12 protein-coding genes and 3 tRNA genes are annotated in these 14643 nt (G+C 65.2%); 10 read left to right on the forward strand and 5 right to left on the reverse strand.

Going from position 1 to position 14643, the window contains the following annotated elements:
* Nucleotides 1–2 precede the first annotated feature (2 nt).
* Nucleotides 3–518 (reverse strand): SixA phosphatase family protein, encoded by a 516-nt coding sequence (locus AC56LG_RS15130; protein WP_497166884.1) that lies wholly within the window; start codon nt 516–518, stop codon nt 3–5.
* Between the two features lie 87 nt (nt 519–605).
* On the opposite strand from AC56LG_RS15130, the gene AC56LG_RS15135 reads away from it, so the two are divergent.
* Nucleotides 606–1838, forward strand: a complete 1233-nt coding sequence (locus AC56LG_RS15135; protein WP_497166885.1) for a YbfB/YjiJ family MFS transporter — start codon at nt 606–608, stop codon at nt 1836–1838.
* Nucleotides 1839–1845: 7 nt separating this feature from the next.
* Nucleotides 1846–2355 carry a GNAT family N-acetyltransferase gene (locus AC56LG_RS15140; RefSeq protein WP_497166886.1) on the forward strand — a complete coding sequence of 170 codons (510 nt, stop codon included), beginning with the start codon at nt 1846–1848 and terminating at the stop codon, nt 2353–2355.
* Nucleotides 2356–2408: 53 nt separating this feature from the next.
* Here AC56LG_RS15140 and ttcA read toward each other — a convergent pair whose 3' ends face one another.
* The 3 genes from ttcA to AC56LG_RS15155 are packed head-to-tail and all read right to left on the reverse strand — an operon-like array spanning nt 2409 to nt 4582.
* Nucleotides 2409–3365, reverse strand: coding sequence for a tRNA 2-thiocytidine(32) synthetase TtcA (gene ttcA, locus AC56LG_RS15145; RefSeq protein ID WP_497166887.1), 957 nt, complete (start codon nt 3363–3365; stop codon nt 2409–2411).
* Nucleotides 3362–3760 carry a dihydroneopterin aldolase gene (locus tag AC56LG_RS15150; protein ID WP_192055111.1) on the reverse strand — a complete coding sequence of 133 codons (399 nt, stop codon included), beginning with the start codon at nt 3758–3760 and terminating at the stop codon, nt 3362–3364. The genes ttcA and AC56LG_RS15150 overlap by 4 nt, the downstream gene beginning before the upstream one ends.
* Nucleotides 3761–3793: 33 nt before the next feature.
* The gene (locus AC56LG_RS15155; protein ID WP_497166888.1) at nt 3794–4582 is read right to left on the reverse strand and encodes an SDR family oxidoreductase; all 789 of its coding nucleotides are present in this window, start codon (nt 4580–4582) and stop codon (nt 3794–3796) included.
* A 54-nt stretch (nt 4583–4636) separates the two neighbouring features.
* Here AC56LG_RS15155 and AC56LG_RS15160 point away from each other — a divergent pair, with 54 nt between their 5' ends.
* From AC56LG_RS15160 to AC56LG_RS15175, 4 genes are all read left to right on the forward strand, one after another.
* Nucleotides 4637–5785 carry a class I SAM-dependent methyltransferase gene (locus AC56LG_RS15160; protein WP_497166889.1) on the forward strand — a complete coding sequence of 383 codons (1149 nt, stop codon included), beginning with the start codon at nt 4637–4639 and terminating at the stop codon, nt 5783–5785.
* Nucleotides 5786–5887: 102 nt separating this feature from the next.
* Nucleotides 5888–6811, forward strand: a complete 924-nt coding sequence (locus AC56LG_RS15165; protein WP_497166890.1) for a J domain-containing protein — start codon at nt 5888–5890, stop codon at nt 6809–6811.
* A gap of 293 nt (nt 6812–7104) precedes the next feature.
* Nucleotides 7105–8724 carry a response regulator gene (locus tag AC56LG_RS15170; protein ID WP_497166891.1) on the forward strand — a complete coding sequence of 540 codons (1620 nt, stop codon included), beginning with the start codon at nt 7105–7107 and terminating at the stop codon, nt 8722–8724.
* 48 nt (nt 8725–8772) lie between these two features.
* Nucleotides 8773–10329, forward strand: coding sequence for an HDOD domain-containing protein (locus AC56LG_RS15175; RefSeq protein ID WP_497166892.1), 1557 nt, complete (start codon nt 8773–8775; stop codon nt 10327–10329).
* On the opposite strand, the gene AC56LG_RS15180 is transcribed toward AC56LG_RS15175, so the two are convergent.
* Complete coding sequence (locus AC56LG_RS15180; RefSeq protein ID WP_497166893.1) at nt 10292–13543, reverse strand: bifunctional diguanylate cyclase/phosphodiesterase; 3252 nt, start codon at nt 13541–13543, stop codon at nt 10292–10294. The genes AC56LG_RS15175 and AC56LG_RS15180 overlap by 38 nt on opposite strands.
* Nucleotides 13544–13763: 220 nt before the next feature.
* Here AC56LG_RS15180 and AC56LG_RS15185 point away from each other — a divergent pair.
* From AC56LG_RS15185 to AC56LG_RS15200, 4 genes are all read left to right on the forward strand, one after another.
* A tRNA-Tyr gene (locus tag AC56LG_RS15185) sits at nt 13764–13848 on the forward strand.
* Nucleotides 13849–13886: 38 nt separating this feature from the next.
* Nucleotides 13887–13960 (forward strand) — tRNA-Gly (locus tag AC56LG_RS15190).
* A gap of 36 nt (nt 13961–13996) precedes the next feature.
* Nucleotides 13997–14071, forward strand: a tRNA-Thr gene (locus AC56LG_RS15195).
* Between the two features lie 77 nt (nt 14072–14148).
* Nucleotides 14149–14643: GTP-binding protein (locus AC56LG_RS15200; RefSeq protein WP_497166894.1), on the forward strand; the 495-nt coding region annotated here is incomplete at its 3' end.

Raw genomic sequence — 14643 nt, forward strand, 5'->3', positions numbered from 1 at the left:
ACTCAGGGCGCCGGGCCGGTCGGCGGCAGGGATGTGAACACCACCGTGGTCACTGCGTCCGCAGCGGGAATCAGCTGGTAAACGCGGTCATACTCGTTGTCGGCGATCTCGACGCCCGGCTGGCCGCCGAACAGGCGCACCAGCTCCGATAACGTGTTCGAGTGGCCGACGACCAGCACCGGTCCGTTCAAACTCTTCACCTTTTCGACCAGCGCTTTAGGGGCACGCGGATCGTATTCCTGCACCGGCAGGCCGCGCGCCTGTGCCAGCGGCTGCGCGGTCTGGCGCGTGCGGTTCGTCGGCGTGCTGAAGACGTGGGCGATGCCGGTCTTGCTCAACATCGTGGCGATGTTCTGCGCGCGCTGCCGTCCTTGCGCCGTCAGCACGGGATCTTTTTCGTCAGAGGTCTTTTCGCCGTGGCGCACGAGATAGACGATCCCGGGAGCGGCGAGGGCGGTAGCAGGCGAGATCATGGAGAGAACAAGCGTAAGGACGGTCAGCAGGCGTGGCAGGGACATGGGATCGGCTTTCTCGGATTGAACCAGGATTGTAATACTGCTACCGGATAATGCCGGCCAGCCGGGTTTTGAATCTACAATCATGCCATGAGCAGCCATGCGAACAGCGCCTCGAACACCTCGCCCGGTCCGGCCTCGCTGGCCGCGCGGCGGCCCTTCCTGACGGCCTTCGCCCTGTCGCTCGGCGCCGCCGTCTCGCTGGGATTGACGCGCTTTTCCTATGCGCTCCTGTTGCCGCCCATGCGCGCCGACCTCGATTGGTCCTACTTCCTGTCGGGCGCCATGAATACCGGGAACGCCCTCGGCTATTTTCTCGGCGCCCTGGCCACGCCCGCCCTGATGCGGCGCTACGGCGCGCAAGCGGCCCTGGTTGGCGGCGCCGTGCTGGCCAGCCTGTTCATGCTGCTTTCCGGCTTCGTGGTCGACGCCGGGCTGCTGATCGGCCAGCGCGTCCTGGCCGGCATCGCCAGCGCCTTCATCTTCATTTCCGGCGGCCTGCTGGCGGCCCGCCTTGGCCTGCTGCACCCGCAGCGCGCCGGCCTGCTGCTGGGGATGTATTACGGCGGCACCGGCCTGGGCATCACTGCCTCTGCCTTGCTGGTGCCTCTGGCCATGGATGCCGCCGCGGCGCAGGGCGCAGAACATGCCTGGCAATGGGCCTGGATCGCGCTCGCGGCGCTGTGCCTGCTGGCGACGCTGGCGATGATCCCGCCGGCGCGGCAGGTCGACGGCGCGCCTTCGCAGGCGGGCGCGCAGGGCGGGTTCCGGCTGTCTCCCTTCGGCTTCGGGCTGGCGGGCTACCTCATGTTCGGGGTCGGCTATATCGGCTACATGACCTTTGTGATCGCCCTGCTCCGGGAGCAGGGAATGGCTGGCGGCACCATCACGCTGTTTTATTCCATGCTCGGCCTGGCGGTGATGGCCTCGTCGCGCATCTGGGCCGGCATGCTCGACCGCTTCAAGGGCGGGCAGGCGATGGCGATCCTGAACGCTTTATTGGGAGTGGCAACGCTCCTGCCGGCGCTGACGGCGCTGCCCGCCCTGATGTTCGTCTCGGGCCTGCTGTTCGGCGGGATTTTCCTGTCGGTGGTGGCCTCGACCACGGCGCTGGTGCGCCACAACCTGCCGCAGCACGCCTGGTCGGCCGGCATCAGCGCATTTACTACCGTGTTCGCGCTGGGCCAGGTCGTCGGGCCGTCGGCCATCGGTTGGATCGCCGACGGCCCCGGCGGCCTGCAGCGCGGGCTGGTGTTTTCGGCGCTGGCGCTGTTCGCCGGCGCGCTGCTGGCGTCGCGCCAGCGCCCTCTCCCAACGCAATGAGCCTTTGATGATCGTCCTGCAAACCGAGCGCCTGCGCCTGCGCCACATGACCCTCGATGATGCCGAATTCATGCTCGGCCTGCTCAACGATCCCGCCTGGCACCGGTTTATTGGCGACCGCGGCATCCGCACCGTCGAAGGCGCGCGCGCGTACATCCTCAACGGACCGATGGCGATGGTGGCCCGTCACGGTTTCGGCTTTCATGTCGTCGAATTGAAGGAGGGTGGCCACCCGCTCGGCGTGTGCGGCCTGGCGCAACGCGATTTCCTCGACGACGTCGACATCGGCTACGCCTTCCTGCCGCAGTATGGCGGCCAGGGCTATGCGCTGGAGGCGGCGCAGGGCGTGCTGGCGCATGCGCGCGCGCTCGGCCTGAAGCGCCTGGTCGCCACCGTCGTTCCCGAGAACGCCGCCTCGATCCGCCTGCTCGAAAAGCTGGGCCTGCGATTCGAGCGCACGGTGCAGGCGCCGGATACCGCGCGCGAACTGCAGCTGTTCGGCATGGCGCTCGGCTGAAAAAAAACGGCAGCGTAATCACGCTGCCGTCCTGGATAGCTCAAACCAAACGATTACAGCTGCGTCAGCGAAATCGTATTCGCTACCGGCGTCGAGCACGGCTCTTCGTCAAAAGCGATGTCGCCGTTCGGATTGACCACGCCATCCGTTTTCAGGTCCATGAACCCGAACAGATTCCGGTCCTGCAGGTGCGACGGCACCACGGTGGACAGCGACGAGAACACATTTTCCACGCGTCCCGGATGGGTCTTTTCCCAGCCGCGCAGCATGGCCTTGATCTGTTTTCTCTGCAGGTTTTCCTGCGAGCCGCACAAATCGCACGGAATGATCGGGAAGCCCTTTACCTCTGCATAGCGCTCGGTATCGGCTTCCTTCACGTACGCCAGTGGGCGGATCACCATGTGCTTGCCGTCGTCCGACACCAGCTTGGCAGGCATGCCTTTCAGCTTGCCGCCGAAGAACATGTTGAGGAAGAAGGTTTCGAGGATGTCGTCGCGGTGGTGGCCGAGGGCGATCTTGTTGCAGCCGAGTTCGTCGGCGACGCGGTACAGGATGCCGCGGCGCAGGCGCGAGCACAGCGAGCAGGTGGTCTTGCCCTCCGGGACCAGGCGCTTGACGATCGAATACGTGTCCTGGTTTTCGATGTGGTAATCCACACCGAGCTTGTCCAGGTAGGCCGGCAGCACCTCGGCCGGAAAATTCGGCTGTTTCTGGTCGAGGTTGACGGCAACGATATCGAAGTGAATCGGCGCGCGTTCGCGCAGCGTCATCAGGATGTCGAGCAGGGCGTAGCTGTCCTTGCCGCCGGACAGGCAGACCATCACCTTGTCGCCGTCTTCGATCATGTTGAAATCGCCGATCGCCTGGCCGACCAGGCGGCACAGGCGTTTATGCAACTTGCCGTTTTCGTAGGCGATCTTTTCCAGTTTTTTCGTTTCCGTACTGACGTCGGCGTCAGCCGCCGGCAGTGCGGAAAGGTTTTCTTTGTTTTCATTCAATACCGCGCTCATGCTTCTTCCTTGATCTGAAATACTTCCACGCCGACGCCTTCGCAGTCGGGATACACGTCCGGCTTCATGGTCGATACGCGCGCGGCGCGCACGCGCGGATGCGCCAGCATGGCGCGCACGACGTCGTCGCACAGGGTTTCCTGCAGGTGCACGTGGCCTTGCGCCATGCGCTGGGCGATGGTCTCGCGCATGAAATCGTAGTCGACGACTTCGTCGAGCTGGTCAGTGTGGGGGGTCGATTCGGCCAGCGGGATGTACAGGTCGACATTGATCAACACACGCTGTTCTCCCTTCTTTTCGAAGTCGTGCACGCCGATGTTGATCATCACTTCGTAATTGCGCAGGAACAGCCGGCGGCAATCGCGCAAGCTCGGGTGGGTCAGGGCGGACAGCATAAGAAAACTTTCTTCAGGTGTGAACTGGGTTATTTATTTCGTAAGGAACATCACGTCGCGCGCCAGCGGCACCAGGTGCTGGCCGCCGTCGACTACCAGCGTCGTGCCGGTGAGCGCGCGCGCCGATGCCGCGTACACGACGGCGTCGGCAATATCCTGCGGCGTCGACGAGCGTTTCAAGGGCGTTTGCGTATGGGCTTGCGCAAAACCATCCTCGCTCTGGTCGCCCGACACCAGCGTGATGCCGGGGGCGACGCCGACGATGCGTACTGTCGGCGCCAGCGCCTGCGCCAGCATCGTGGTGGCGGTGTCCAGCGCCGCTTTGGACAGCGTGTACGACAAAAAATCCGGGTTGAGATTGTACAGTTTCTGGTCGAGCAGGTTGATCACCACCGCCTGCTCGTTGTCGGGCGTGGCCGCATGTAAAGCCTGCGCCAGCAGCAGCGGTGCGGCCAGGTTGGTGCGCATGTGCGCCGCAAGTAGGCTCGGTGAAAAACTGGTGGCGTTGTCGTATTCGAACAACGAAGCGTTATTCACAATGCAAGTCACGCGCCCAAGCGCCTCCGCCGCGCGCCCCGGCAGCGCGCGCACGCCCGCTTCGTCGCCGAGGTCGCAGGGCAGTAGGGCGGCGCGCCGGCCGAGAGCGCGAATCGCTTCCGCTGTCTCGGCCGCTTCGCGCTCGGAATGGCGGTAGTGCACACCGATGTCCCAGCCGGCGGCGGCCAGGCCAAGCGCGATCGCACGGCCGAGGCGGCGACCGGCGCCGGTGACGAGTGCAACCCGAGTTTGAGCGTCAGTGGCGGATGGCGTGATGTGCGTCATGGTCTGCGGTTGAGCGAAATTGTTGATCCCTGCCGATCTGGCTACAATGCCGGAATGTCCTTACCCCTTCCCGACAGCGACGCGCTGGCCGCGTCCCACGCCTTGCAACAGGAAATTGCCGCCCATATCGAAGAGGCGGGCGGTGCGATTCCCTTTTCGCGCTTCATGGAGCTGGCGCTGTATGCGCCCCGGCTCGGCTACTACAGCGGCGGCGCCGCCAAGCTGGGCGCGAGCGGCGATTTTACGACCGCACCCGAAATTTCTCCCCTGTTCGGGGAAGCGCTGGCACGCGCGGCAGCCGCTATTATCGCCCAAAGCGCGCCCGACATCATCGAATTCGGCGCCGGCACCGGCAAGCTGGCGCGCGACGTGCTCACCGCCCTGGCCGCAGAAGGTGTGCAAGTTGACAGCTACACCATCATCGAACTGTCGGGCGAATTGCGCGCGCGCCAGCAGGAAGCGTTGAAGGATTTCCCGCAGGTGGAATGGCGCGACGGTTTTCCCGACGCGTTCAATGGCGTGGTGCTGGCCAACGAAGTGCTCGACGCCATGCCGGTCGAACTGGTCCTGAAAACGGAAAATGGCTGGCGCCGCCAGATGGTGACGGTCGAAGAGGGCCGCTTCGCCTACCTGCAGGCCGAGCTGGACGATGCGCTGGCGGCGCAACTGGCGCGCCAGATACCGGATGCCGACACCCTGCCGGCGGGCTATCTAACCGAACTGCACCCGGTCGCCTGCGGCTTCATGGGGTCGCTGGCGGCCATGTTCTCGGGTAACAAGGGCGCGGCCATCCTGCTCGACTACGGTTTCCCGGCGCACGAATATTACGTCGACCAGCGCAGCGGCGGCACCCTGATGTGCCATTACCGCCACCATTCGCACCCGGACCCGTTCTTCCTGCCGGGTCTGCAGGACATCACCGCCCACGTCGATTTCACGGCGATGGCGCTGGCGGCCCAGGATGTCGGGTTGCCGGTGCTGGGCTACCTGAACCAGTCCGGCTTCCTACTCGGCTGCGGCATCGGTGACCTGCTGCTACGCACGGATCCCGACGACGCTGTGCGTTATTTGCCACAGTCGAAAGCCGTGCATAAGCTCGTCGCGCCGAGCGAAATGGGAGAATTGTTCAAGGTGCTGATCGTCGGCCATGCGGTGGATCTGCCGGACGCGATCGTGCGGGCTGATCGACGTCATCGCTTATAGACTTGATAACTTGCGCTGGGGATACAAACCCGGCTATGCTGTATCGGTTGGGGTCGCCGATATCCCAGCCAGAACCTGCACGCGGCATGCCACCAGACACCCATGGCCAAGATTCACACCCATTACGACAACCTGAAAGTGGCGCGCGGCGCGCCGCAGGAAGTCGTGCGTGCAGCCTACAAGGCGCTCAGCCAGAAATACCATCCCGACAAGAACCAGGGCGACGAAAAGGCCGCCCGCATCATGGCGATCGTCAACACCGCCTACAACATCCTGTCCGACCCGACCCGCCGCAAGGAGCACGACGAGTGGATCGCGGCCGAGGAGTGGGAAGTCGAGTGGCTGGAGAGCAGCAACGCCGAAGAACCCGCGCGTCCGCGCGGAGAAAATTGGGAAACGCCGCCACCGGCGCATAACCGGCGCCGCCGGCGCCTGTGGCGCGATGCGCGCTGGTGGTTCGGCCTGTTCGGCGGCATCACCGTCGGCGCCGTCTGCGCACTGGTGCTGGTCAAACAGCCGCGCCTGCTGCCGACGGCACTGGCGTTCAACAAGCCGGAAACCATCGCGCCGGTGACGTCGGTGCCGGCCCCCGATCCGGACGCCTGGGCGATCCCGACCGGCGTCAATTCTCCGCCCGCGGTCGTCAAGGCGCTGGCCGTGACCCAGCTGGTGGTGCCGGCGCGCCAGCCCGAATGCGATACCGACCTCGCCACCCCGGCCGCGCCGAATGGCGAACCCTGGCCCGACCAGTCCGGCTACATTCCCGGCTACCCGCTGGGCAACAGCGGTCGCGAGATGACAGTGGTGGTCGACAACAGCGCGAATGCTTCTCCCGTGTTCGTGAAAATTTTTGATCTCGAACGGCGCTCGAACGTGCGCCATGCGTATGTGCTGGCCAACAATATGCTGACCATCGACGGGCTGGCGGCGGGCAAGTACGAGGTGCGTTACCAGAACGTCGTCGGCAGTGCGGCGCATGCCGAGTGCAGCAAGCAGGCGGCGCGGCGGGCGGACGCGGGGTTTTAATTTTAAGTTCAGCGTTCGTGGGCTGTTGCCTGTGGCGCTTGTCGTGTTTTTAATCCGCATGGGCTCGAGAGCCCATTACCTGTGGTGGCAAGCACGTGCAAGACTTGTAGGGTGGGCGGTCTGTGCCCACGCAGATGCAGGAACATCGCACCAACTGTTGCTTTTTCCCACCTGCAACCCGCTTTTCCGCAAGTCACTACCCAATTCATCTGATTTGTTCCCTCGGCGTAATATACTCGGTCGGCAGCGGCCAGCGTAGCCGCGCATTGCCGCCGGCCTGAACGGAAACAGCCATGAATGAATTAGACGGCCTTACCGCCCTGCTCATCGAGCCCCATGCGGGCATGCGGGCGAATATCCACAGCATGCTCAACATGTGCGGCCTGACCCGCATCGAGCACGCCAGCAGCGCCAACCAGGCGGTGAAACAACTGAGCGTGCGCGGCTTCGACCTGGTGCTGTGCGAATACGACCTCGAAGGCGGCCAGGACGGCCAGCAGCTGCTCGAAGACCTGCGCCACCATAAGCTCATTTCGCTGGCGACGATGTTCTTCATGGTCACCGCCGAGGGCGATTACGGCAAAGTCGTCAGCGCCGCCGAACTGGCCCCGACCGACTACATCCTGAAACCGTTTACGGCCGACCGCCTGCTCGAACGCATCGCCCGCGCGCTGGAAAAGCGCAACGTCTTCCTGCCGGTGTACCGCCTGATGGAAGCGGGCGCCCAGCACGAGGCGATCGAGGCCTGCATCGCCGGCGAAGCGGCGCACCCGCGCCATACCGTCGACTTCCTGCGCCTGCGCGCCGAACTGCACCTGTTCCTGGGCGAAGCCAGCCTGGCCGAACCGATCTACCGCCAACTCGCGGAAAGCCGCGCGATCGCCTGGGCCCGGCTCGGTCTGGCCAAGACGCTGTATTTGCGCGAACAGTACGAGGAAGCCGGCACCTTGCTGACCGAGCTGGTGCAGACCAACAGGAATTTCGTCGACGCCTACGACTGGCTGGCGCGCACCCACACGGCGCTGGGCGAGTTGACTCAATCGCAGCAGGTGCTGGCGCGTGCGGTCGCGGTCTCTCCGCATGCGGTGCGGCGCCTGCGCACGCTGGGCGAAGTCGCCTTCGAGGCGGGCGACGACGACACCGCCGAAAAAGTATTGAAGCAGGTAGTGGCGAAAGCCAAATATTCGGAATTCCGCGATCCCGAAGACCACGTGAAACTGGTACGTACCTTGGTACGCAAAGGCGATCCGGTGGCGGCAGCTTCGGTGATTCGCGACCTCGACCGCTCGATGGGCGGCAAAAGCCATGCCGACGCCTGCAGCGCGATCTCGTCGGCGCTGCTGCACGAATACACCGGCAACGACGAACGCCTGCTGGTGTCGCTCAATGCCGCGGTGTCCGCCAGCCGCGACCTGCCCGCCATGTCGCCGGATCTGAAACTGGAGCTGGCGCGCAGCTGCCTGGCGCACGACATGGCCGATGGCGCGGCCGGCCTGGTGCGCGACGTCATGCGCAACGCCGCCGATGCCAGCGCGATGGAGCGCGCGCTGAACGTCATGGCGCAAGCCGGCCACGCCGAACTCGGCACGACGCTGGCGCAGGAAACGCGCCAGCACGTGGTCGACCTGGTGGCCAATGGCGCCGAGCGTGCGCGCAGCGGAGACTACCAGGGCGCCGTCGGCCTGATGCAGGAAGCGGCGCTGCGCATGCCGGGTAATCCGCAAGTCGCCTTCAATGCCGCGCTGGCGCTGCTGCGCTGCCTGGAACACACCGGCTGGGACGACAAACTCGGCCAGCAGGCGCTGGCGCAGCTGGCGGCCGTACGCCGCCTCGATCCGCGCAACCCGAAGCTGGCCGCACTCGGCGCGCTGCACCAGGCGGTGCTCAGGAAGTACAAGAAGGTCAACAAATAAAAGTGAGCAAATGAGCGCGTAAGCGCCAGGAAAGCCGGGTAATCCCAGATGTCGGAAGCACACCAGTCCCTCGATGAGGGCGCCACCCGCCGCGTGCGCGCGGCCTTGATGCAGAAAGTGAACGGCGACGAAGAGATGTTCGCCCTCGGCGGCTCGATCGCGCGGGTGATCGAACTGGCCGACGCCGACGAGAAGGGGCCGCACGATCTCGCCTATTTCGTGCTGTCCGACGTGGCGCTGACCCAGCGCATCCTGCGCCTGTCGAACACGGTCCGCTACCGCACCGTGTCCGGCACCGCGGTGACGACGGTCTCGCGCGCGATCGCGCTGCTCGGCTTCGACAACGTGAAAACCACCGCGCTGGCGATGCTGCTAGTCGATACGCTCGACAACGGCGTCGACAGCGGCGCCCACGCCGGCAGCGTGCGCGCCGAGCTGCAAGCCTCGCTGTGCGCCAGCCTGGTCGGGCGAGAAATGGCGAAGCTGTCGTTCTACCAGGGGGCCGAGGAAGCGGCGATCGGCGCGCTGTTCAAGAACCTGGGCGCCTTATTGGTGGCCTCGCACGAGCATGTGCGCTACCGTGAAATTACCCAGCTTACCGCCGGTGCAAGGCACACGCCGGCGCAAGCTTCGCAGATGATCCTCGGCTGCAGCTACGACACCTTGTGTGCCGCCGTGCTGTCCGAGTGGAAGATCCCGGACGTGATCGTGCGCGCCCAGGCCGCGCTGCCCGCCGGCGCCTTGAAAACAGCCGCCAACCGCGCCGAATGGATGCGCCAGGTCGCCTCGTTCAGCCTCGACGTGGCGCGCCTGCTCGCCAGGAACGGCGACCCGGCCGCCACCCCGGAAGCCCGCGCGCTGCTGGCACGCTATGGCGCCGCCTTCGAGATGGATGCGGCCGGCCTCGAGCGCCTGTTCACGAACGTGAGCGAGGGCATGCAGGGCCTTATGGAAAGCATGAACCTGCAGCCGTTGCCGACACCCGCGCCCGAACACGGCGAGGGCTTGCCCGACGTGCTGATGCTGGCCACGCTCGATGCCGGCGAAGACGAGGAGGGCGCCTGGCCGAGCGGCAAACCGAAAAATGCGCGCGAACTGCTGCTGGCCGGGGTGCAGGACGTGACGCAGTTGCGCGCCGGCGCCAACACGCGCGTCAACGACGTCATCCTGGCCGTGCTCGAAACGCTGTACCAGGCGCTGGGATTCCGCTTCGCCACGGTTTGTTTAAAGGATGGGCGCGCCGGCCAGTACCGCGCCCGTGTTTCGTTCGGTGTGAAACAGGCGCAGGTGCAGGCGGGCTTCCTGTTCCCGCTGCCCGCCGCTGGCACGCGCGACCTGTTCGCGCTGGCGATGGAAAACGATGCCGACCTGATGATCTCGGATGCAGGCAGCCCTAAAATCCGCGACCTGCTGCCGGCTTGGCACCGCGCGTTGCTGCCGGACGCGAAGAGTTTTATTGTGCTGCCGCTCGTGGTCGGCAAGGCGCAACTCGGCTTTTTCTATGCCGACCGCGCCGTGACCGCATTGGAGGGCGTGCCACCCGACGAAACCGCGATGATCCGCGCCCTCAAGCGTCAGGTACTGTCTGCGCTTGCCGCCGGATGAATTCGCGGAATTCGTGGGCCGGCATCGGCCGCGCAAACAGGTAGCCCTGCGCTTCGTCGCCGCGCTTGTCGCGCAAAAAGCCCCATTGCGCCTCGGTCTCGACGCCTTCGGCCACCACCGCCAGCCCGAGCGAGTGGGCCAGGCCGATGGTGGCGGCGACGATCACCGCATCGTTCGGATTGTGCTCGATGTCTTTGACAAAACCGCGGTCGATCTTGATGCGGTCGATCGCAAACAGTTTTAGATAGGACAGCGACGAATAGCCGGTGCCGAAATCGTCGATCGCCAGTTTGAAACCGCGCGTGCGCAGCTGGCGCAGCAGCTGGCGCGTCGCTTCCGGGTCGCGCATGGCGGCCGTTTCCGTGATCTCCAGTTCCATCAGCGACGGGTCGATGCCGTGCTGCGCCACCAGTTCGTCCAGGCGAGATAATAGCGACGAGCCGGAGAACTGGCGCGCCGACAGGTTCACCGCCAGGCGCAGTTCGTCGAGGCCTTCGCGCTGCCACTGTGCCAGCAGCGCCATGGTCTGGCCCAGCACCCAGTCGCCGAGCGGCACGATCATGCCGCTTTCCTCGGCCACGGGAATGAAGCGGCTCGGCTCGACGCTGCCCAGTTCCTGGTCGTTCCAGCGCAGCAGCACTTCGGCGCCGATCACGCGTCCGGTGTCGAGTTCCACCTGCGCCTGCAGGTAGAGTTCGAAACCTTCAGCGCTGAGCGCGCTCCACATGCGGTTTTCCAGCAGCAGGTGTTCGTGGGTGGCGGCGTTCATCTCGGGCGAGAAGAACTGGAAATTGCCGCGTCCCTCGCGCTTGGCCGCGTACATCGCCATGTCGGCATGGCGGATCAATGTCGAGGCGTCTTCGCCGTCGTCCGGGAACAGCGCCACGCCGACGCTGCAGCCGCTGTGGGCGGTGGCGCCATTGAGTTGGTACGGCTGCGACAGCGATTCGACCACGCGCACCGCGACGCTGGTGACGCTGTCGGGTGTGAGCGGGCCGGCCAGCACGATGATGAATTCGTCGCCGCCCAGGCGCGCCAGCGTGTCGACTTCGCGCAGTAAATCCTTCATGCGTTCGGCGGCGCCCACCAGCAGCTTGTCGCCGGCGGTATGGCCGAGCGAATCGTTGATCTTTTTAAAATGGTCGAGGTCGATGAACAGCACCGCCACCGGGGCGTTGTGGCGCCGCGCCGCCGCCAGCTGCTGTTCGAGGCGCACGTTGAGCGCAAAGCGGTTTTCCAGGCCGGTGAGGGCGTCGTGGTGCGCCAGCCGGTGGATGCGTTCCTGCGCGCGCTGCTGCTCGGTCAGGTCGCGCAGGATGCAGACGAAAAAAACTTCGCATTCGAGGTCGACCGGCGCCACCGAGATCGCCAGCGGAAAGGGTTCGCCCCGGGCATTGAAACCCTCGAGTACCGCTTCTTCGGGCGGCGCGCTCGACAGCCGCCCGAGCTGGGCGTTGGCGTCGCTGTGGGCGCCGGCCGGCACCAGCGTGCCGAAGGGCAGGCCGATCAGGTGTTGCGGCGGGTAGCCGAACAGGCCGGCGGTGGCGGCATTCGCCGACACCACCATGCCGGCTGCATCGACCGTGATGATGGCGTCGGCGGCGTTGTCGAGCACCGCCTGTAGCCGCGCTTCGCGGTCGCGCAGGCGCGCCGTGCGGTCGGCCACCAGCTTTTCGATCACGTCGCGCTCGCCGCTGATGAGCAGCAGCAGCGCGCCCAGCAGGCCGGTCAGCAGCAGGCCGGCCGACAGCACGGTCCAGCTGGCGGCGCCCGTTTCGGCATCCATGTAGGCGGCGGTGGGGCGGAAGTTGACCACGTAGCTGCGTCCGGCAAAGGAGAGCGGCACGCGGTAATCGTCGCGCCGGGGGCTGCCGAGCGCGCCCGCCACCGGTAGCGCGGCGCCGCCGGTGACGTCGACCAGGGCGGCGTTAAAACCGTCGAAACCGGCGCGCCGGATCGCCTGGGCGAGCAGCACGCGCGCGTTGAGCACAAAGGCGACGACGCCCGCCGGCGGTCCGCTGGGGTCGCCCACCGCGCGCATCAGGGCGATACCGGGACCATCGCGCGTCTGCAGCATGAACGGTTCGGTGGCGACCGGCGCACGCGAGACGAGCACGCGCGCCGCCACTGCCGCCCGCCCCGGCGCGGCGAGATAATCGAGGCCGCGGATCACGTTGTGCGTCGTCGGCCAGGCGTACAGCACCGGCAGGTAGCGTTCGCGTTCGGCGGCAGCGATCAGGCGCACCCCGTCCATGTCGCGGATGCCGGTGAAGGCCGGGTCGAGCGTGCGCCGCACCCAGTCCTCGAAGCCGGGACGCTCCAGGCCGGTGACCGGCACCATCCAGTTCATGGCCTCGATCTCGGGGCGGCCATCGGCATAGCCGGTGGCGATGCGCAGGAACTTGTCGCGCGCCAGGATATGTTCGGTGTCGGCCAGGGTGCTGGAAAAGGTGCCCACGAAACGCACGTGCTCGTTGAATTCGGATTGCAGCAAATCCGCCGTCTGCTGCGCTTTCAGGCGGTAGGGTTGCAAATGCTGTTCGTGCTCCCAGCCGAGCGCCAGGCGGTAGATGACCAGCACCGCGGTACTCGTGACCAGCAGCGGCAGCGCGACCAGCAGCGCACGCCGGCGCCACAGGCGGCGCGGCGAGCCGCACACGATCCAGCACAGCGGCGCGGCCAGCAGCACGCCGAGCGTGTCGCCGGCCCACCAGGCGAACCAGACATGCCAGCGGTCGGGCGCGTCGACCGCGCCCAGCAGCGACAGCGCCGGCACCACGATGCTGGCGCTGGTGAGACAGACCAGGGGCGTGAGCAGCAGGAAGGCGATGACGTCGCGCCCGGAGTCGATCGCAGGGCGCATGCGGCGGCGGAACTGGCGCGCGCCGAGCCAGGCCTGCAGCAGCGCGCCCAGCATGCTGGCGCAGGTTGCCGCCAGCGCCGCACCCGCCGTGAACGCCGGATTGGCCTGGTGCAGCGGCAGATTGGCCAGCGCCGCGCCGACGGCGACGCCGGGCAGCACGCGCATGCCGCCGGCGGTGGCCAGGGCCAGGCCGATCCCGGCCGGCGGGAATAGCGGCAGCGCATAGCTTGAAGGCAGCGACAGCGCGTCGAGCAGCAGTCCCGTGCCGAAGTAGGCCGCGACGATCGACAGGTTGGCCAGCAGGATGTCCTGCCAGCTCCAGCGGGGATAACGGGACGCGTGGCTGTCCATATACACCGTATTTACATGCCTGAGGCATACAGTAACGCAGCACGCCCGAGGGTGGCGCGCAAGTAGCCAGCAAAGTACTTGAAAAAATAGCCTTGCAGATCCTACCCCCGGCGGTTACAATCACGCCCCGAAGCAACGCTGCTATTTGAGCCAGGTTGGTAGTAAAGGCAAAAATAGTTGACAGCATGTTGAGCTTGCTTCATACTCTGCGGTTCTTCGCGGTGGGGTGGCCGAGTGGTTAAAGGCAGCAGACTGTAAATCTGCCCTCTCTGAGTACGCTGGTTCGAATCCAGCCCCCACCACCAAATGAAGAAGTCGTGAAGTCGAATTGAAGTTGTACCTCGCGGGTGTAGCTCAATGGTAGAGCAGAAGCCTTCCAAGCTTACGACGAGGGTTCGATTCCCTTCACCCGCTCCAGTAAATTGTGTCGCAGTATGTGCGGCGCAAACATCAGCCCTTTTAGCTCAGTGGTAGAGCACTCCCTTGGTAAGGGAGAGGCCACGTGTTCAATCCACGTAAAGGGCACCAGAATTTAAAGCGGCAGTGCGTTGTACTCGTCCGTCAGGTGTGCCTGGTAATTCTCAAAATATCGTTAGGAGTCTCAAATGGCAAAAGGTAAATTCGAACGGACCAAGCCGCACGTCAACGTCGGCACCATCGGTCACGTTGACCACGGCAAAACCACCCTGACGGCTGCAATCGCAACCGTTCTGTCGAAGAAGTTCGGCGGCGAAGCGAAGGCATACGACCAGATCGATGCAGCTCCGGAAGAAAAAGCACGCGGCATCACCATCAACACCGCGCACGTCGAGTACGAAACGGAAAACCGTCACTACGCACACGTCGACTGCCCAGGCCACGCCGACTACATCAAGAACATGATTACCGGTGCAGCGCAGATGGACGGCGCGATCCTGGTGTGCTCGGCCGCTGACGGCCCGATGCCACAGACCCGCGAGCACATCCTGCTGGCGCGTCAGGTTGGTGTTCCATACATCATCGTGTTCCTGAACAAGTGCGACCTGGTCGACGACGCAGAACTGCTGGAACTGGTCGAAATGGAAGTCCGCGAACTGCTGTCGAAGTACGAGTTCCCAGGC

The organism is Telluria sp. ZB2R32, from assembly GCF_059685715.1.